17 protein-coding genes are annotated in these 17123 nt (G+C 60.7%); 9 read left to right on the forward strand and 8 right to left on the reverse strand.

Going from position 1 to position 17123, the window contains the following annotated elements; genetic code table 11:
- Positions 1-19: 19 nt before the first annotated feature.
- Both EKL15_RS23285 and EKL15_RS23290 read right to left on the reverse strand, forming a co-directional pair.
- Entirely contained in the window at positions 20-556 is a 537-nt protein-coding gene (locus EKL15_RS23285; RefSeq protein ID WP_060421578.1) for a fimbrial protein, read from the reverse strand.
- Positions 557-634: 78 nt separating this feature from the next.
- The gene (locus EKL15_RS23290; RefSeq protein ID WP_025302212.1) at positions 635-1156 is read right to left on the reverse strand and encodes a fimbrial protein; all 522 of its coding nucleotides are present in this window, start codon (positions 1154-1156) and stop codon (positions 635-637) included.
- Positions 1157-1821: 665 nt separating this feature from the next.
- Here EKL15_RS23290 and EKL15_RS23295 point away from each other — a divergent pair.
- The 3 genes from EKL15_RS23295 (at position 1822) to EKL15_RS23305 (ending at position 3712) form a co-directional block, all read left to right on the forward strand.
- On the forward strand, positions 1822-2142 hold the full coding sequence (locus EKL15_RS23295) for a hypothetical protein (RefSeq protein WP_047728024.1): 321 nt from the start codon (positions 1822-1824) through the stop codon (positions 2140-2142).
- A gap of 141 nt (positions 2143-2283) precedes the next feature.
- Positions 2284-3201: a fimbrial protein gene (locus EKL15_RS23300; RefSeq protein WP_072265445.1), complete on the forward strand. Its 918-nt coding sequence runs from the start codon at positions 2284-2286 to the stop codon at positions 3199-3201.
- 19 nt (positions 3202-3220) lie between these two features.
- Positions 3221-3712: a fimbrial protein gene (locus tag EKL15_RS23305; RefSeq protein WP_225528983.1), complete on the forward strand. Its 492-nt coding sequence runs from the start codon at positions 3221-3223 to the stop codon at positions 3710-3712.
- Positions 3713-3812: 100 nt separating this feature from the next.
- On the opposite strand, the gene EKL15_RS23310 is transcribed toward EKL15_RS23305, so the two are convergent.
- Positions 3813-5018, reverse strand: a complete 1206-nt coding sequence (locus tag EKL15_RS23310; protein WP_038881127.1) for a serine hydrolase — start codon at positions 5016-5018, stop codon at positions 3813-3815.
- Between the two features lie 466 nt (positions 5019-5484).
- On the opposite strand from EKL15_RS23310, the gene EKL15_RS23315 reads away from it, so the two are divergent.
- On the forward strand, positions 5485-6852 hold the full coding sequence (locus tag EKL15_RS23315) for a cystathionine beta-synthase (RefSeq protein ID WP_087762234.1): 1368 nt from the start codon (positions 5485-5487) through the stop codon (positions 6850-6852).
- Positions 6853-6864: 12 nt separating this feature from the next.
- A complete protein-coding gene (locus EKL15_RS23320; protein ID WP_193158908.1) occupies positions 6865-8010 on the forward strand; it encodes a PLP-dependent aspartate aminotransferase family protein in 1146 nt (381 codons plus the stop codon).
- A 59-nt stretch (positions 8011-8069) separates the two neighbouring features.
- Here the strand turns inward: EKL15_RS23320 and EKL15_RS23325 are convergent, their stop codons facing one another.
- Entirely contained in the window at positions 8070-9092 is a 1023-nt protein-coding gene (locus tag EKL15_RS23325; protein ID WP_203090476.1) for an isopenicillin N synthase family oxygenase, read from the reverse strand.
- A gap of 286 nt (positions 9093-9378) precedes the next feature.
- Between EKL15_RS23325 and EKL15_RS23330 the strand changes: the two genes are divergently transcribed.
- Both EKL15_RS23330 and EKL15_RS23335 read left to right on the forward strand, forming a co-directional pair.
- A complete protein-coding gene (locus EKL15_RS23330; protein ID WP_004938759.1) occupies positions 9379-10035 on the forward strand; it encodes an HAD family phosphatase in 657 nt (218 codons plus the stop codon).
- Between the two features lie 89 nt (positions 10036-10124).
- Positions 10125-10745, forward strand: a complete 621-nt coding sequence (locus EKL15_RS23335) for a glutathione S-transferase family protein (protein WP_060440323.1) — start codon at positions 10125-10127, stop codon at positions 10743-10745.
- A 13-nt stretch (positions 10746-10758) separates the two neighbouring features.
- Here the strand turns inward: EKL15_RS23335 and EKL15_RS23340 are convergent, their stop codons facing one another.
- Positions 10759-11859: a PQQ-dependent sugar dehydrogenase gene (locus EKL15_RS23340; RefSeq protein WP_060440324.1), complete on the reverse strand. Its 1101-nt coding sequence runs from the start codon at positions 11857-11859 to the stop codon at positions 10759-10761.
- 131 nt (positions 11860-11990) lie between these two features.
- Here EKL15_RS23340 and EKL15_RS23345 point away from each other — a divergent pair, with 131 nt between their 5' ends.
- Together EKL15_RS23345 and corA are read left to right on the forward strand one after the other, a co-directional pair.
- Positions 11991-12410: a GNAT family N-acetyltransferase gene (locus tag EKL15_RS23345; RefSeq protein ID WP_033654621.1), complete on the forward strand. Its 420-nt coding sequence runs from the start codon at positions 11991-11993 to the stop codon at positions 12408-12410.
- Positions 12411-12421: 11 nt separating this feature from the next.
- Positions 12422-13405, forward strand: a complete 984-nt coding sequence (corA, locus tag EKL15_RS23350; RefSeq protein ID WP_203090448.1) for a magnesium/cobalt transporter CorA — start codon at positions 12422-12424, stop codon at positions 13403-13405.
- Between the two features lie 63 nt (positions 13406-13468).
- Here corA and EKL15_RS23355 read toward each other — a convergent pair whose 3' ends face one another.
- The 3 genes from EKL15_RS23355 to EKL15_RS23365 are packed head-to-tail and all read right to left on the reverse strand — an operon-like array spanning position 13469 to position 17122.
- Positions 13469-14281, reverse strand: coding sequence for a nitrilase-related carbon-nitrogen hydrolase (locus EKL15_RS23355; protein WP_203090450.1), 813 nt, complete (start codon positions 14279-14281; stop codon positions 13469-13471).
- Positions 14278-15705 (reverse strand): cytosine permease, encoded by a 1428-nt coding sequence (locus EKL15_RS23360; protein WP_203090452.1) that lies wholly within the window; start codon positions 15703-15705, stop codon positions 14278-14280. Before EKL15_RS23360 ends, EKL15_RS23355 begins: the two co-directional genes overlap by 4 nt.
- A gap of 31 nt (positions 15706-15736) precedes the next feature.
- Positions 15737-17122 carry a sodium:solute symporter gene (locus EKL15_RS23365; RefSeq protein WP_060421550.1) on the reverse strand — a complete coding sequence of 462 codons (1386 nt, stop codon included), beginning with the start codon at positions 17120-17122 and terminating at the stop codon, positions 15737-15739.
- Between the last annotated feature and the right edge of the window lies 1 nt (position 17123).

Here is a 17123-nt window from a genome sequence, read left to right on the forward strand (position 1 = left end):
CCGTCAGTACGAGAAAAAATCAAAAATAATCCAGCTTAAAACGCACTGTGGAAAAATACGCTCCCACCTTCAACGGCTGGTGATTCGGCATCAACGTCATGGAATAATTCAGCACTCGGTTTCCCGGTATTATTCCCTCCATCGGCAAAGGTTTCCCTGGAATAACCGCCGTGCCGCTGCTGTCTTTTATCTCCAAGGCAACGCCGCGCGCATCGCCCTGTACGCCAAACAGAGCACCTTCCGCATAACCATCAAACGTGACCTGAAAGAATTTCCAGTCAGGCTTGTTTTCCGGCCGTTCCAAAATGCAATTGACCAATTCGATACTGAAAGGTTTGGTCATCCCCTGGCCGTCACGAATGATCTGTCCGAGAGGAATAGTGTCCATATCGATCGTCTGATCGCGGCTGCCGGCAGCAATGGCGCAGGCGGTGTCGATAATGGCGCCGTGCATGTTGACTTTGCCCCACCCCTGCGCGGCGGAAATTGCATAGCCGGGCGCAAACGCCAACGACGCCAAAAGAACGGCACCCGCTCGATTCCTTGGTAAAAACATCGCGACATTCCTTTGACAGGGAGATTCACCAGGCATGCGGCGAACCCCATGCCTGGTTGATTAAGCCTTCGGACTCACTTACTGATAAGCCAGGGTGAAATCGGCTACGGCAGTGAAATCGCCCGGAACGATGGCGGCGGAAGCGCCTTCACCCTGCAGGTAGGCGGCGAAATGCAGAGTGTTGTTGCCGGTGTTCAGGGTCTGCGCGGTAGTCGCTTCACCCAGTTTGATCGGCTGACCATTGTAAGAGATGGCTACGCCGGCGCCGCTGGCGGTACCCGCGATACCCAACAGATCCTTGTCGGTGGACGACGCTACGCCGCTGAAGGTGGTTTTAACGGTTTTCAGCGTGGTGATATCACACTGCTCCAGTTTGATTTCAAACGGACGCGGGTTGGATTTGCCGCCGTTTTTCAACGCCACGTTGGAAACCTGGCCCAGATCTACGGTCTGATCGATCGACTCGGGTGCAATAGAGCATGGCGCATCAATAATAGAGCCCGTGAAGGTGACCTTACCGTGTCCCTGATCGGCTGCCTGTGCAAAAGAACTTGCGCCAAATGCAATCACTGCAGCCATCATGATTTTGTTAAGTTTCATAGAACCTATATTCCTTATAAGAAAAAATGCATATTCCAATCAAGAAAAAGAGCAACAGGAAACCCGCTCGCGCTTATATATGCGCAGCCCTGATTCTTTAGCATCTTGCTGGTTGGTTAACTGCCAAAACTCAAAGGCACCGACAATAAACATGTCGATTACGGCAAGTTCGCAGCGGCCCACCCATTAATGAATTCGTCATATAAAAATAAACAAAATCACAACAAGCAGAGACCAATACTTTCTAATCCGCCCTTCTTGTTCGGCGATGAATATTCTGGCAAATGCCTCCAAGCAAAAAAAGGCTTTTTTTGATCAAGGCGAACATTCGCAATTTATTTCCTAATTGAAGTTAATTTACTGTTATTTTTAGGCTCATAGATCGTAAAAGATGCTTTTATAGAGCAATATCCTGTTTTTCTGTGATTCCCAAGTAATCAGATCGCAAAGTGTCACTTTGTGAATATAATAAACCAAAATTTTAGGTTTCAGCGTGACGCCACCCCTGCCTTGGTATAGGTAAAAACGGGGCGGGCAACGCCTTTTTTTTCAATCCTGATAAATAGATAGGATTTTTCTTTGTTCGCGTTTTACCTCGTTGTTGGTAGGCAGCGAAAGTTTGTTTTTTCTTAGGAATACGGCAATCGGAATACAGAGGAAGTGCTATGGAAGCGTTATCTCCGAAACAAAAGGAAATACGGCAATTGCAGCACGATCTGCTGCAAACATTATTTGCGCAGTCACCCCGCAAGTGCCCCGTCGCCGGTCTGCCGCCGCCGCAGCAATGGCTATCGACGCGGCAACTGGCCAATGCCGTCAACGTCGGTGTTTACCGGGCTCGGCGGCTGTTGTTGGATCTTGTCGCCCGGCAAAAAGTGATTGTGACGGACGGCTCTATCAACAACTCGTTGAGGTGGTATCCCACCGCGTTGCTGAACGGTGATAACGACGGCATCCCCAACAGAGATGCCCTCACTCCCCTTTAACGGAATAAATATGGCCAACCGGCCTGATTGGCGATATTTCATTGCGGAGTAATGCCGCACACTATTTATATATATTGGGATATTATCGTGAGAAAAACAGCCCTGCTATTTTTACGTTGCTGCCTGGCATTATCTTTCTTCATGCTGCTTGGCAATGCCAACGCATTTACCTGCCGCACGTCCGATGGCGGACTGATTCCACCCGGGGGCTCGACCACGCCGGTTGACGTCCGGGTACGCATCGGGCCACAGCTTTCTTATGGCAAAAACGAAATCGTCAACGTCAGCCAGGTCACCTGTAAAAACGACGTCGCGAGCTGGTATGACTATCTCAAAACCGACAGCCCGGCGCTGTCGATGAACAGTGCGATTTTTGGCACCATCGGCAGCGGTACCACCATCAACGGCAGCGATTACAACTCTCCGGTGCCATCAGGTATCAGCGTACTCAGCCTTACCGGGTTACAGACCCAGTCGGTCGCCATCCGGGTCTATATCGTGTTGAACCGTTTCCCAACGCCGGACATCAAGGTGAACAAGGGCGACGTCATCGGCCAAATAAACTTTATTCAGACCAACGATCAGCCGGGTTGCCCGCAGTGCGGCGTTTATCGCTGGCGCCTGATCGCCGACAACGACGCCTACTTCGTCACCACCAGTTGCACCATCAACAACGGCCAGCAAATCAATGTCGACTTTGGCCAGATCCGCCAGGACTTTCTGACTCAAAGCGCCAGCGACGCCCAAATCAAACAGGACAAGGCGCTCAGCTACCAATGCGACGACCAGAGCGCGACGCAGGATATTCTGATCCGCATGGTCAGCGACGCCAGTGGCTTCTCCAGCGATTTTATCAAAACCAGCAACCCTAACGTCGGCGTGGCCATGGTGTACAACGGCGCGGTGGTAAAGCCCAACAATGCCTTCAGAACGCGCATCGTCAACGGGCTGGGCAACGACACCGTAACCTTTGTGCCGGTGAAGAACAATGTGCCTTACACCAGCATCGCCACCGGCCCGCTGTCAGGCTCGGCCACGCTGATCTTCAGCGCACCTTGAAACGGGAGCCAGAATGAACATGACGAAAAAAACACGCTGCGCTCTGCTGTGGTCGCTGAGCCTGATCAGCGCCACCACCCAGGCCGCCGACCAGGGCACCAAGGTCAACATCACCGCCACCGTGGTGGCGCCTCCGCCTTGCGTGATCAATGACGGGCGCACCATCGATATCGACTTCGGCAAGGTCGGCATCAAGCGCATCGACGGCAATCGCTATATGCAACGCATCGATTACAGCATCAAATGCGAGTTTCTGGATAACAGCCGCCAGCTGAAAATGAAGATCATGGGCGGCGCGGCGGCCTTCGACGGCAGCGTGTTAACCAGCAGCGTCAATGGATTGGGCATCAAGCTGTTGGCCAACGGTAAGGCCTTCGCCATCAATACGCCGCTGAACATCGACTACGCTAATCCGCCGACGCTTGATGCGGTGCCGGTGAAAAACAGCGCCGTCACCCTGGCGGAAGGCGATTTCACCAGCGGCGCCACCATGCTGGTGGACTACTTTTAATCACCGCGCCCCAGGAACTCGCGAAAAAAAAGCCGCAACGTCTCCGTTGCGGCTTGGTCGAGAATCTTGCGCCCGGGGCGCGCGCCTCACATCAGGGTATTTAGCCGAAGATCCCGCCGAACCACTGGCTCAGCTTCATCATCACCATATCCCAGATGCGGCTGAAGAAGTTGCCCTCTTTCACCTCTTGCATCACCACCAGCGGGTGCTGTTCGATGGTCTTGCCGTCCAGCTGGAAATCGATGGTGCCGACCACCTGGTTTTTCGCCAGCGGCGCTTCCAGCGTCGGCTGGGTCAGCTTGTAGCTGGCCTTCAGGTTTTTCATCTGCCCTTTCGGAATGGTGACCGAGGCGTCTTTCGCCACGCCGAGCGGCACTTCGCTGACGTCGCCGAACCACACTTTCTGGGTGACGAACGGCTTATCGGCCTTGATCGGCGTCGCGGTTTCATAGAAGCGGAAGCCCCAGGTCAGCAGCTTTTCGCTTTCGCTGAAGCGCACGCGATCGCTCGGCGCGCCCAACACCACCGAGATCAGACGCATCGGGCCGTCGGTGGCCGACGCCACCAGGTTATGGCCGGCGCCGCTGGTGTAACCGGTCTTGATGCCGTCGACGTTCAGGTTGCTGCTCCACAGCAGGCGGTTGCGGTTAATCTGGCGGATCTTGTTAAAGGTGAACTCTTTTTCTTTATGCAGCGCGTATTCGTCCGGCACGTCGCGGATCAGCGCCTGGCTCAGCAGCGCCATGTCGCGCGCCGTGCTGTACTGCCCTTCCGCATCCAGACCGTGCACCGTCAGGAAGTGGGTATTCTGCAGGCCCAGGGATTTGGCGTAGTTGTTCATCAGGCCGACGAACGAATCCTGGCTGCCCGCCACGTAGTCCGCCAGCGCGATGCTGGCGTCGTTGCCCGACTGGATCACGATGCCCTTATTCAGCTCCAGTACCGGCACCTGATCGCCCGGCTTGATGAACATCAGCGAAGAACCGCGCAGCGCCGGGTTACCGGGCGCCCAGGCGTCTTTGCCGACGGTGACCAGGTCTTCCGGCTTGATCTTGCCGGCCTTGATCGCCTGGCCGATCACGTAGCTGGACATGATCTTGGTCAGGCTGGCGGGATCGAGACGGGTGTCGGCATTGCCTTCGGTCAGCACCTTGCCGCTGTTGTAATCCATCAGAATGTAGGCCTTGGCGTCTACCTGCGGCGGCGCCGGCGGCTCGGCCGCGTGCACGGCCGGGGCGGCCAGCAACAGGATGCCTACGCTGAAGGTCAGTTTTTTCAGGGAAGTGGATAAGTTTTTTTTCATCATGACGTCGCCAGAGTGTCCATTCAAACCATTGAAATAGCGTTAACTTTCAAACATGTTCACGTTTTAAGCCAACCAGCGAGAGTGGCCCGGTGCGCGCGTGCCGGCCGCAACCCCCTGCGGCGCCCATAGCGGGTAACGCAACGCACCGAAAATGCCCTTGCTGTGAGTTTATGTGATTTATCTTATTTTTGCAGGGTTTAGCGTGAATTTTCAGCATTTTTACATAACTGTACGCAGGCCCCCGCTTATCGTTCAAAAAAGCATCGCGACGCGTATTTTTGCATCCACCCACGGCTACACGGCCAAGCATCTGCACCGCTAAACATCTGCGCATCTATACGTCTAAAAAAGATTAATATATTCCATAATGGCATATAGAACCGTTATTTGTTCTTTTTAAAGCGCTTATCCTCAGCGCTATCATCCATATAACGACTTTTATACCGAATAATCCTGGAGATGAGTCATGGCGATCCCCCATTCCGTCATCGAGATGATTGGCAATACCCCGATGCTGGAACTGACCCAGTTCGATACCGGCCCGTGCCGGCTGTTCGTCAAGCTGGAGAATCAAAACCCCGGTGGTTCGATCAAAGACCGCGTGGCGCTGTCAATGATCGAGCAGGCCGAGCGCGACGGCAAGCTGCAGCCGGGCGGCACCATCATCGAAGCCACCGCCGGCAATACCGGCCTGGGACTGGCACTGGTGGCGGCGTTGAAAGGCTATAAGCTGCTGCTGGTGGTACCGGACAAGATGAGCCGCGAGAAGATCTTCCACCTGCGCGCACTGGGCGTGGAAGTGCTGCTGACCCGCTCGGACGTCGGCAAGGGGCATCCGGCTTACTATCAGGATTACGCCAAACGCCTGGCCGGGGAGATCCCCGGCGCCTTTTATATCGATCAGTTCAACAACCCGGCCAACCCGGCGGCCCATACCACCACCACCGCGCCCGAACTGTGGCAGCAGATGGAGCATGACGTAGACGCTATCGTGGTTGGCGTCGGCTCCGGCGGCACGCTGGGCGGGCTGAGCCGCTATTTCGCCGACGTTTCGCCGCAGACGGAATTCGTGCTGGCCGACCCTGCCGGCTCTATCCTGGCGGACTATCTCGACAACGGCCACATCGGGGAAGCGGGCAGCTGGCTGGTGGAAGGCATCGGCGAAGACTTCGTCCCGCCGCTCAGCGACTTTGACCAGGTCCGCCACGCTTACCGCATCGGCGACGCAGAAGCCTTCACCACCGCGCGCGATCTGCTGCGCAAGGAAGGCGTGCTGGCGGGCTCGTCCACCGGCACCCTGCTGGCCGCCGCACTGCGTTACTGCCGCGCACAGACCGAACCCAAGCGGGTAGTGACCTTTGTCTGCGACAGCGGCAACAAATACCTGTCTAAAATGTATAACGATCACTGGATGCTGGAACAGGGTCTCCTGAGCAAACCGCAGCACGGCGATCTGCGCGATCTGATCGCCTACCGCCACGACGAAGGTGCGGCCGTTTCTGCCGCGCCGGACGACACGCTGGCGATCGTGCACGCCCGCATGCGGCTGTACGACATCTCGCAGCTGCCAGTGCTGGAAGGCGATCGGGTGGTCGGCCTGATCGATGAGTGGGATCTGCTGAACGCCGTCCAGGCCGACGCCGCCCACTTCAGCCTGCCGGCCAGTAGCGCGATGACCAAGCAAGTCCATACGCTGCAAAAAGAAGCCGGCTACGAAGAATTGCAGGCCACCTTCAACCATGGCCACGTCGCGGTAGTGCTCGACGGCGAGCGCTTCCTCGGCCTGATTACCCGTACAGACGTGCTTAACGCCTGGCGCCAAAAATTACGTTAATAAGGACCCATTATGGCCAAGTTTGATACGTTGACCGTTCACGCCGGTTACACCCCGGACGCGACCGGCGCCGTGATGCCGGCGATTTACGCCACCTCCACCTACGCCCAACCGGCGCCGGGCGAGCATACCGGCTACGAATATTCCCGCAGCGCCAACCCGACGCGCACCGCGCTGGAAAGCGCCATCGCCGAACTGGAAGGCGGCAGCCGCGGCTACGCCTTCGCCTCCGGCCTGGCGGCCTGTTCCACGGTGCTGGAGCTGCTCGATAAAGACAGCCACCTGATCGCGGTGGACGATCTGTACGGCGGCACCTATCGCCTGCTGGAAAAGGTGCGCAGCCGCACCGCCGGCCTGCGCGTCACCTACGTGTCGCCGGCGGATCTCGCCGGGCTGGAACAGGCGATCGAGCCGGATACCAAAATGATCTGGGTGGAAACCCCGACCAACCCCTTGCTGAAACTGGCGGATCTGAGCGCCATCGCCGCGATCGCCAAAAAGCATCAGCTAATCAGCGTGGCGGACAATACCTTCGCTTCGCCGTATCTGCAGCGTCCGCTGGATCTGGGCTTTGACGTGGTGGTGCACTCCGCCACCAAATACCTCAACGGCCACTCCGACGTGGTGGCCGGCGTCGCGGCGGTGGGGGATAACCCGGCGCTGGCGGAGCAGCTCGGTTTCCTGCAAAACGCGGTCGGCGGCATTCTCGATCCGTTCAGCAGCTTCCTGACGCTGCGCGGCATCCGCACCCTGGCCCTGCGCATGCAGCGCCACAGCGACAGCGCACTGCGCATCGCCCAGTGGCTGGAGAGCCAGCCGCAGGTGGAAAATGTCTACTATCCCGGCCTGCCGAGCCACCCGCAGCATGAGCTGGCGGCGCGCCAGATGACGCGCTTCGGCGGCATGATCTCGGTGCGGTTGAAAGGCGACGACGCCTATGCGCGCCGGGTCATTCAGCGCTCGCGCCTGTTCACCCTGGCGGAAAGCCTGGGCGGCGTGGAAAGCCTGATCAGCCAGCCGTTCAGCATGACGCACGCCTCCATTCCGCTGGAACAGCGCCAGGCAACCGGCATCACGCCGCAGCTGGTACGCCTGTCGGTGGGGATTGAGGATGTGGAAGATCTGATCGCCGATCTGCAGCAGGCGCTGGCGGAATAATCGCCCGAATCAATCGCCATCAGCCCGGCCGGCGCGCCGGGCTTTTTTGTGCCTGATGTTCAGACGCCGATGACGTCCCGATAAAAGCGCTGTGCCACATCGGGGTGGGAACGGATGCGGCCTTTCAGGTAGTTATACCCCACGTCGCGCAGCAGCGGATTGAGCGGATCGCTGGCCGGGCCGCGCGCCTGCGCCGCCAGCGACGGCGGCAGTTGATACAACGGCACCACCGCGTCCAATCGCGCGCCGAGGAAGAAGGCGATCGACAGCCTGTCGCGCCCCGCCGGCGGCGTTTCCACCCGGTGCACCGTGGCGCGCAGGTAGCCGTTGGTCGCCAGCTCCAGCAGCTCGCCGATGTTCACCACGAAGGTGTCCTCACGCGGCTGGGCGTCAATCCACCGCCCTTCGCTCACCTCCACCTGCAGCCCTTTTTGCGCGTCCTGCAGCAGGAAGCTGAGAAAGCCGGAGTCCTTGTGCGCGCCGACGCCCTGTGCGCTGGCGGTAGCGTCCCGCCCCGGGTAGCGAATCAGTTTGATGTGTTCGTTGGGCTTCTCGCCGTACAAGCGATCGAAAGCCTGCTCCGGCAGCGACAGCGCCAAAGCGAAAGCGCGCAGCAGCCGCAGCGACATGGCGGTCATCACCTGTTGCCACTGCAGCAGCAGCGGTTTCAGCGTCGGCAGCGCCGTCGGCCACTGGTTTGGTCCCTGCAGACGCGCCCAGCGCGGGGTGTCGTCAGACAGCGTCAGCGCCGGGCGTTCGGCGCCGATATCGAACTGCTCGCGCCAGTCCGGCTGGCCACGCGTCAGCTCCGCCGCCGCCCGGTTGTAACCGCGAAAGTGCGGCGAATGCACCATCTGCACCGCCAATTTGTCGGCTTCCGGCAGCGCGAAAAATTGCCGCGCGCCCTGCTGCAGCCGCGCATTCAGCGCACTGTCCACGCCGTGCCCGTGCAGATAGAAAAAACCGACGTCGCGGGCCGCCGCGCGCAAATCGTCAAGAAAGGCGCGCCGCCGGCGCGCATCGCCGTCAAGCTGCGAAAGATCCAGCAGCGGCAGCGTCTTCAGCGTCGTCAGGTGCGTCATCATGCGGTTCCTCTTCTTCCCCAATCACGATCGGGCTGCCGTACAGGCGAATAATCAACATTCTCTCTCCAGCGGGTAGCTGCATTTGCCCCATAGTTATCACCGCGCTCACCGGGGCGGCCAATATTGTTGCGTTCTAAGTTATGCAAACGTTCAACAAACTGTCGCAAAACCGTCATCAATGTTTCTTATGCTCTGCGCAATTTCGCCGACGCCGCTGGCTGGCGATGGGCGCTATCCGCTATCCTGTAAACGACCTCATACCCTGCCTGCCGGAGAAATACTGATGGATTTAGCCTTATTCGACCTGGATGAAACCCTGATTGACGATGACAGCGCCAGCCTGTGGATCCGCTGGCTGGTCGGCCAGGGCTTCGCGCCGGCGGAGCTGGAACTGCAGGAGCAGCAGCTGATGCAGCTCTATTATCAGGGCAAGCTGTCGATGGAGGACTATATGCAGGCTACGCTGGCGCCGCTGACCGGCCTGAGCGTGCAAACCGTGGCCGGCTGGGTGCAACGCTACATTCGCCGCGATATCCTGCCGCGCGTCTATCCCGCCGCCCGTGAGCGCCTGCAGTGGCACCGCGAGCGCGGCGACTGCATCCTGGTGATCTCCGCCACCGGCGAGCACCTGGTGGCGCCGATCGCAGAACAGCTCGGCGCCGACGATGCGCTGGCGATCGGCGTGGAAATCAGCGACGGCCGCTTCACCGGCAACACCTACGGCACCATGACCTACCAACAGGGTAAGGTGATCCGCCTGCAACACTGGCTGGCGCAGCATCCGCACCTGAAATTCGAACACAGCCACGGCTACAGCGACTCCCTCAACGATAAGGCGATGCTGCAATTCGTCGACAGCGCTACGGTGATCAACCCCGACAGCGAGTTGAGCGCGCTGGCGGCGGAACACGGCTGGGAAGTGTGCCGCTGGGAGCGCTGAGCGGCAGGCAAAAAGTGCCCTGCGGTGTGACAAAAAGCGCGTTGTGGCGTAGGTATTAAGGGTCTTTAATCCGCTAACGGAGTTATCCCATGCTGACCATTTGGGGTCGTGAGAATTCGAACAACGTCAGGAAGGTGCTGTGGTGCGCCGCCGAACTGGGACTGAGCTATACCCACATCAACGCCGGCGGCGCGTTCGGCAAGGTGAACGAAGAGAGTTACCGCGCGCTGAACCCGAACGGCCTGGTGCCGCTGCTGCAGGACGATGACTTCGTGCTGTGGGAATCCAACACCATCGTGCGCTACCTGGCGGCGAAATTCGGCGACGCGACGTTCTATCCGCAAGATCTGCAGGCACGCGCCGCCGCCGAGAAGTGGATGGATTGGACCACCTCGACCATCGTCCCGGCCTTCACCATCGTCTTTTGGGGCCTGATCCGCACCGCGCCGGAATTGCGCGACATGGCGAAAATCGAAGCGGCGATCGCCACGCTGGAAAAACACTTCGACGTCATTGAACAGGCGCTGGCACATCAGCCTTACCTCTCCGGCGACGCGTTCGGCTTTGGCGATATTCCGCTCGGCAGCTTCGCCTACGCCTGGTTCGAGATGCCGATCGCCCGCCGTTCGCGGCCGAACATGGAGCGCTGGTATCAGCAGCTGCGCACTCGCCCCGCCTACCAGCGCGGCGTGATGAGCGAACTCACCTGATCGCTGCGGGGCGTTACGACGCCCCGACTTTCAGCAGCTTGCCGTCCTGCTCGTCCGTCAGCAGATACAGGTAGCCATCCGGCCCGCTGCGTACCTCGCGAATGCGCTCGCCGCGATCGCCCAGCAACCGCTCTTCCGCCACCACCTTGTCGCCTTCCAGCGTCAGGCGAATCAGTTCCTTTTGCGCCAGCGCGCCGATGAACAGCGAGTGCCGCCAGGCGGGGAAGCGCTGCCCGTCATAAAACGCCATGCCGCTGAGGCCGGGCGAAACCCGCCAATAGTGCAGTGGCTGTTCGGTGCCGGGCACCCGTTCCCCCCTGGCCTCCGGGATCGGCTGGCCGGAATAATTGATGCCGTAGGTGGCCAGCGGCCAGCCGTAGTTTTTACCCGGCTGCGGGAGGTTGAGCTCATCGCCGCCGCGCGGGCCGTGCTCGTGCTCCCAGATCGCGCCGCTCCACGGGTTCAGCGCCAGCCCTTGCGGATTCCGGTGGCCGTAGGACCAAACTTCCGGCCGTTTGCCGGCCTGGCCGACCCAGGGGTTGTCCGGCGGCACTGCGCCTTCGGCGGTCAGCCGCACCAGCTTGCCCTGCAGCTTGTCGGTCTCCTGCGCAGTCGGCCGCTGGTTGTTTTCGCCCAGCGCGATAAACAGGTAGCCCTGCCGGTCGAACGCCAGCTTGCCGCCGAAGTGATTGCCGACCGACAGCTTGGGCAGCTGGCGGAAGATCACCTTGAAGTTTTCCAGCCGCGCGCCGTCTTCGCTCAAACGGCCGTAGCCGACCGCCGTGCCGGCTTTGCCGCCCTCGCCCGGTTCGGCGAAGCTGAGGTACACCCGGCGGCTGGCGGCGAAGTCGGGGGCCGGCAACACCTCCAGCAGGCCGCCCTGCCCCTCGGCGTAAACCTGCGGCACGCCGGCGATCGGCGGCGACAGGCCTTTGCCCTGCTGCCACAGCCGCAACCGGCCGGGCCGCTCGGTGATAAGCAGGCCTTGTTCCGCCGGCAAAAAGGCCAGCGACCACGGGTGTTCCAGGCCGTCTTGCAGTTGGCTGACCGTCGGCGCGGCGTGCAGCAGGCCGCTGCACAGCAGCAAACCGGCCAGCAAAGTCAATCGGGGCATGGCATCCTCCTGGAGGTGAAATGACCCGTTTAGTGTAGCCCACTCAGCGGGCGCGGTCGTTTGCATTACATTTCAACAGGTTGCCTTTTGGCCGCAGTGTGCTTAAGTTAACGCATCACCCAGGAGGAATCATGGACATTACCGTTACCGACGCGATTGACGAACACACCCTCGATGCGATCAGGCAAGGCCTGCGCGCTTACAACCTGCCGCATATCGACGCCCGTCACCGCAAGCCGCTCAGCGTCTATGCGCGCGACGAGGCCGGCACGGTGATCGGCGGGCTGACCGCCGAAACCTGGGGCAACTGGCTGAGCGTCGAGTGGCTGTGGGTGGCGGACTCCCAACGCGGCAGCGGCCTCGGCGGCCGGTTGATGCGCGCCGCCGAACGCGAGGCGCAGGCGCGCGGCTGCCGCTACGCTCGCCTGGATACCTTCAGCTTCCAGGCGCGGCCGTTCTACGAAAAACTCGGCTATCAGCTGCAAATGACGCTGAAAGATTATCCGGTGGAACATGAGTGTTATTTTCTCACCAAAACTCTGACTGATTAATGGATGGACGGATGGACAGCAAAAGCATGGTGGTGAACTGTGTGGCGTACAAAGCCGGCCAACGGCTGGGCGAAGTCACCATCGACGATATCAGCGAGGTGGTCAAACAGCCGGACACCTTCGTCTGGCTGGGGCTCCGGCAGCCGGAACCGGCGTTTATGCGCAAGGTGCAGGAGGAGTTCGGCCTGCACGATCTGGCGATCGAAGACGCGCTGTGCGCGCACCAGCGGCCGAAGCTGGAAACCTACGGCGATTCGCTGTTCATCGTGGTCAAAACCGCGCAGTGGGGCGAGAACGACGAAATCGAATACGGTGAAACCCACTTCTTCGTCGGCAAAAACTTTCTGGTGACGGTGCGCCACGGCGCCTCGCCCAGCTACGCGCCGATCCGCGCCAAGGCGGAAGAGAACCGCAAGCAGATGTGCCGCGGGCCGGGCTTCGCCCTCTATTCGGTGCTGGACTTCGTGGTGGACAACTACCGCAGCGTGGTGGCGCGCTTCGAGAGCACCATCGAGAATATCGAAGCCAACATGTTCCAGTCGGAGTTCGATCAGGCGGCGATCGAGAACGTCTATACCCTGCGCCGCCATCTGCTGGCGCTGCGCAACGCCGCGCTGCCGATGGATGAAATCTGCAACCAGCTGATCCGCCTGCACGAAGAGGTGATCCCGAAAGAGCTGCGCGCCTACGTGCGCGACGTGCAGGATCACGCACATCAGGTGGTCAGCAATATCGACGACATGCGTGAAATGCTGACCAACGCCATGCACGTCAACCTGGCGCTGGTGACGGTCAAGCAGAACGAAGTGGTGAAACGGCTGGCGGGCTGGGGCGCGATTTTGGCCATTCCGACGGTGGTCTTCAGCCTGTACGGCATGAACTTCGCCGATATGCCGGAGCTGAAGTTCCCGTGGGCCTACCACGCCACGCTGGGGGTGACCGCCGTCGGCTGCATTTTCCTGTATCAGAAGCTGAAGAAATCGGGCTGGCTGTAAGCGCCAAAACGGCGGCTGTTGCCGCCGGAAAAAACCCTCTGCGGGGCAGCCCGCCCCGCCGCTTCAATACAGCAGCGGCCGCCGATCGCGATGCACGTGATTGTGGCGGCCAATGCGCTTGTCATCGGCCGCGCCGATATCCATCGATGCCAGCACCATACCTTCGCCCGCCAGGCGCTGCGTCAACGGGTAACCGTCGGCGTCGACGATCGCCGAGCCGCCGATCCACGCGACGCCGCGCTCCGTTTCGCAACGATCGCACACCGCGATGAACAGCCGATTGACGGCGGCGTTGGCCTGCGCCTTCACCATCTCCGCCGGCCGTTCGCCCTGCGGGCGCGGCGCCAGCGGCCAGTTGACCGGCGCGCAAAGCAGCTGAGCGCCGGCCAGCGCCGGCAGCCGCACCCACTCAGGGAATTCGAGATCGTAGCAGATCATCACCGCCAACCGGCCAAAGCGGGTCTCGATGACCGGCGGTGGCCGATCGCCGGCGGTAAAAATGGTGCTCTCTTCGTGCCACAGGTGCGCTTTGCGATAAATCGCCCTCACCCCCTGCGCATCGATCAATGCAGCACTGTTGGCCACCTCGCCATCGGGCAGGCGCTCGCAGAAACCGGCGACGATCGCCACATCCAACTCGCGCGCCAGGGCTCCCCACAGGCTGAGGCTCGGCCCGTCTTCGGCCTCGGCCAACGCGCGCGCCTCCGCCTTATCGCGCAGCACGTAGCCGCTGTTCACCAGCTCCGGCAGCACGATGACGTTGGCGCCGCACTGCGCCGCCCGGCGGATCGCCTGGGCGGACAGCGCCCGATTGTGTTCCGCTTCCCCGACCCGCAACGCTAACTGGCAGCATGCGACGCTGATTTTTTCCTTCACTCCCGTTCTCCTTCCAATAAACCCTCGCAGCACAACGCCACCCGCCGTTCGGCTTCAAGATCGAGCTTCCGGCACATCACGACATAAACGCTCCCGGCCACCAGCAGGCCGACCAGAAAAGCGATATCCGCACCGCCCAGTAAAACAGCAAAGGGGCCGGTGTAAAAGCCCAACGTCATGAACGGCACCATCGCCAGCAGGCCGATCGCGTAGGCCGTCAGGCCAGGGCACCCCCAGCGGCCGTAGATCCCCGCCGGGTTGAAGATTTCACCGATCGCGTAATGCCCGCCGCGCACCACGTAAAAGTCCATCAGATTCACCGCCGTCCAGGGCACCAGGAAATACAGCATCAGCAGCACGAAGGTATTGAAGCTGGCGAGATAGCTCGCCGGGATAGCCAACGCCACCGCAAACACCGTCAGGGCGACGACGCCAATGCCGATCATGCGTAATCTCAACGTCGGCGTCACTTTACGGAACGCGTCAATCGCGCTGAGGCTGGTCAGCATCGCGCCATAACAATTGACCGCCATGATGCCGACCAGCGAGGGCACGGCGATCAGCACGGCCAGCGAGCCAAATCCCGGGTAAACGGCATTACCCACCGCCTGTACGCTGCCGATCGCATCGGGGGCCGGTAGGGCTGAGGCCAGAAACGCGCCCAGCGACATCAGCCAAAGCGCCGATCCGGCCGCCCCCAGATAAGTCCAAAAGATCACGTTGGTAGACGGCGTTTCATGCGGCAAATAGCGTGAATAGTCGGAGACGTACACCGCGTAGCTGATTTGATAGCCGGCGGCGGCCGACAGCTGAATCAAAAAGGCCGCCCACGAGAAATGCCCGGCGCCGACAACGGCGTCCATCCGCAGCGACAACACGGCGCCGATCGTCAGCACGCCGAACACCGCCATCATCACATAGGTCAGCCAGCGCTGCACCGCATGCAGCATATCGTGGCCGACGATCGCCAACAGCACGGCCACCGCGATCAGCAACGCATACCAGGGCAGACGGTGCCCCGGCAACACCGTGTTGATCGCATCGGTCGCGAGAATAACGTTGAACACGTTGAAACCGATGTAAACAAACACCACGGCGGCAAAGGGCACGATGGCCCCACGCAGGCCGAATTGGGCCCGCGACTGGATCATCTGCGGCAGCCCCATGCGCGGCCCCTGATTGGCATGACACGCCATGAAGAACGTGCCGAACCCTACGCCGGCGGCAATGGCCAGCATCGAATAAAGCGCGCCCAACCCCAACGCAGGGCCGGTGAAACCGACCACCATCGTCGTCAAAACGAAATTACCGGTAAACCAAAACGGCGCCTGATGCCAAACCTTGCCATGCCGCTCGTGACGGGGCACATAGTCTATCGAGCGCACTTCAATTTTTGGGCGTGACGCCACATTGCGATTGTTCATGTTCCACCTCGTCGCGATCATTAGCCTCGTCTCAACGCTCGGTTTGCGGCTGCAGCTGCGCTGCCGGGCGGCTCAACAGGCTGCCCAACACGAAGGCGACGCCGCCGCCCAGCAGGCCGCCGTAGATCGGGCTGTTGGCGTCGATGCCGTGCCAGATCATCAGCCCCACCACGCACAGGCTGCCGGTCAGCATGCTGGCGATGGCCCCGGCGCTGGTGGCGCGCGGCCAGAAGATCGCCCCCACCAGCGGGATCAGCATGCCGCCTACCAGCAGGTTGTAAGCCAGCGTCAGCGCCGCCAGCACGTCGCGTACCACAAACGCCAGCCCCAGCATGACCACACCCATGAGAAGCGTGGTGAAGCGCCCGGCGGCCAACCCGCCGGAAGGTTTGCGCCGGATGGCCGGCAATACGTCCTCCAGCGCGATGGTGGAAGAGGCCAGCAGGCAGGCGCTGGCGGTGGACATCAGCGCTGCCAACGCCGCGGCGGCCACCAGCCCGCTGACGCCGACCGGCAACACCGCCTGCGCGATGGCGGCAAAGGCGCCGTCGGTGTTGCTGAGCGACGGCAGTACGATCTTGCCGGCCATGCCGATCAGCGCGCCGGTCACGCCGTACAGCACGCAATAGACGCCCGCCCCCAGCCCGGCGAAGCGCGCCACGTTGGCGCTGCGGGCGGTAAACACCCGCTGCCAAATGTCCTGACCGATCAGAATGCCGAAGAAGTAGATCAGGAAGAACACCAGAATGGTGTCCAACCCGATCGACGACAGTTGGTAGTAACCGGCGGGCAGCAGGCTGGTGAAGGCTTCCCAGCCGCCGGCCTTGACGATGCTCATCGGCATCAGCACCAGCATCATGCCGACGGTCATGATGATGAACTGAATGATGTCGGTCAGCGTCAGCGACCACATGCCCCCCAGCGTCGAATACAGCACCACCAGCCCGCCGCCGAGCAGGATAGACGCGCTGAACGACAGGCCGAACATCACCTGCATCACGCTGCCGATGGCGATGATCGAGGTCACCGCCACCATCAGGTCATACGCCAGCATGATCGCGCCGCTGGTGACCCGCGCCGCCGGGTGATAGCGTCGCGACAGCACCTGGCTGACGGTATACAGCTTCAACTTGAGCAGCGGCTTAGCCAGCACCAGGCTCAGCACCACGATGCCCAGCCCGAGCGCACCGCACAGCCAGACGCCGGAGATGCCGTAGGTGTAGCCGAGTTTGACGCTGCCGATGGTCGACGCGCCGCCGAGCACCACCGCCGACAGCGTGCCCAAATACAGCCCCGGCCCCAGATTGCGCCCGGCGACCAGATACGCCTCTTTGGAATTGGCGCGGCGAATGCCCATCCACCCCACCGCGCCTATCACCAGAAAGTAAAACACCACGACCAGCAGATCGAGATTCATG

The organism is Serratia sp. 4542 (assembly GCF_016805595.1).
Taxonomy (GTDB): Bacteria; Pseudomonadota; Gammaproteobacteria; order Enterobacterales; family Enterobacteriaceae; genus Serratia; species Serratia nevei.

What these genes read in the sequence shown, in the direction of transcription:
- corA (WP_203090448.1), top strand. Translation starts at nt 12,422, where the DNA reads ATGGACAGCAAAAGCATGGTGGTGAACTGTGTGGCGTACAAAGCCGGC.
- EKL15_RS23305 (WP_225528983.1), top strand. Translation starts at nt 3,221, where the DNA reads ATGACGAAAAAAACACGCTGCGCTCTGCTGTGGTCGCTGAGCCTGATC.
- EKL15_RS23300 (WP_072265445.1), top strand. Translation starts at nt 2,284, where the DNA reads ATGCTGCTTGGCAATGCCAACGCATTTACCTGCCGCACGTCCGATGGC.
- EKL15_RS23295 (WP_047728024.1), top strand. Translation starts at nt 1,822, where the DNA reads ATGGAAGCGTTATCTCCGAAACAAAAGGAAATACGGCAATTGCAGCAC.
- EKL15_RS23345 (WP_033654621.1), top strand. Translation starts at nt 11,991, where the DNA reads ATGGACATTACCGTTACCGACGCGATTGACGAACACACCCTCGATGCG.
- EKL15_RS23310 (WP_038881127.1), bottom strand. Translation starts at nt 5,018, where the DNA reads ATGATGAAAAAAAACTTATCCACTTCCCTGAAAAAACTGACCTTCAGC.
- EKL15_RS23290 (WP_025302212.1), bottom strand. Translation starts at nt 1,156, where the DNA reads ATGAAACTTAACAAAATCATGATGGCTGCAGTGATTGCATTTGGCGCA.
- EKL15_RS23320 (WP_193158908.1), top strand. Translation starts at nt 6,865, where the DNA reads ATGGCCAAGTTTGATACGTTGACCGTTCACGCCGGTTACACCCCGGAC.
- EKL15_RS23285 (WP_060421578.1), bottom strand. Translation starts at nt 556, where the DNA reads ATGTTTTTACCAAGGAATCGAGCGGGTGCCGTTCTTTTGGCGTCGTTG.
- EKL15_RS23340 (WP_060440324.1), bottom strand. Translation starts at nt 11,859, where the DNA reads ATGCCCCGATTGACTTTGCTGGCCGGTTTGCTGCTGTGCAGCGGCCTG.
- EKL15_RS23360 (WP_203090452.1), bottom strand. Translation starts at nt 15,705, where the DNA reads ATGAACAATCGCAATGTGGCGTCACGCCCAAAAATTGAAGTGCGCTCG.
- EKL15_RS23335 (WP_060440323.1), top strand. Translation starts at nt 10,125, where the DNA reads ATGCTGACCATTTGGGGTCGTGAGAATTCGAACAACGTCAGGAAGGTG.
- EKL15_RS23330 (WP_004938759.1), top strand. Translation starts at nt 9,379, where the DNA reads ATGGATTTAGCCTTATTCGACCTGGATGAAACCCTGATTGACGATGAC.
- EKL15_RS23365 (WP_060421550.1), bottom strand. Translation starts at nt 17,122, where the DNA reads ATGAATCTCGATCTGCTGGTCGTGGTGTTTTACTTTCTGGTGATAGGC.
- EKL15_RS23315 (WP_087762234.1), top strand. Translation starts at nt 5,485, where the DNA reads ATGGCGATCCCCCATTCCGTCATCGAGATGATTGGCAATACCCCGATG.
- EKL15_RS23325 (WP_203090476.1), bottom strand. Translation starts at nt 9,092, where the DNA reads ATGACGCACCTGACGACGCTGAAGACGCTGCCGCTGCTGGATCTTTCG.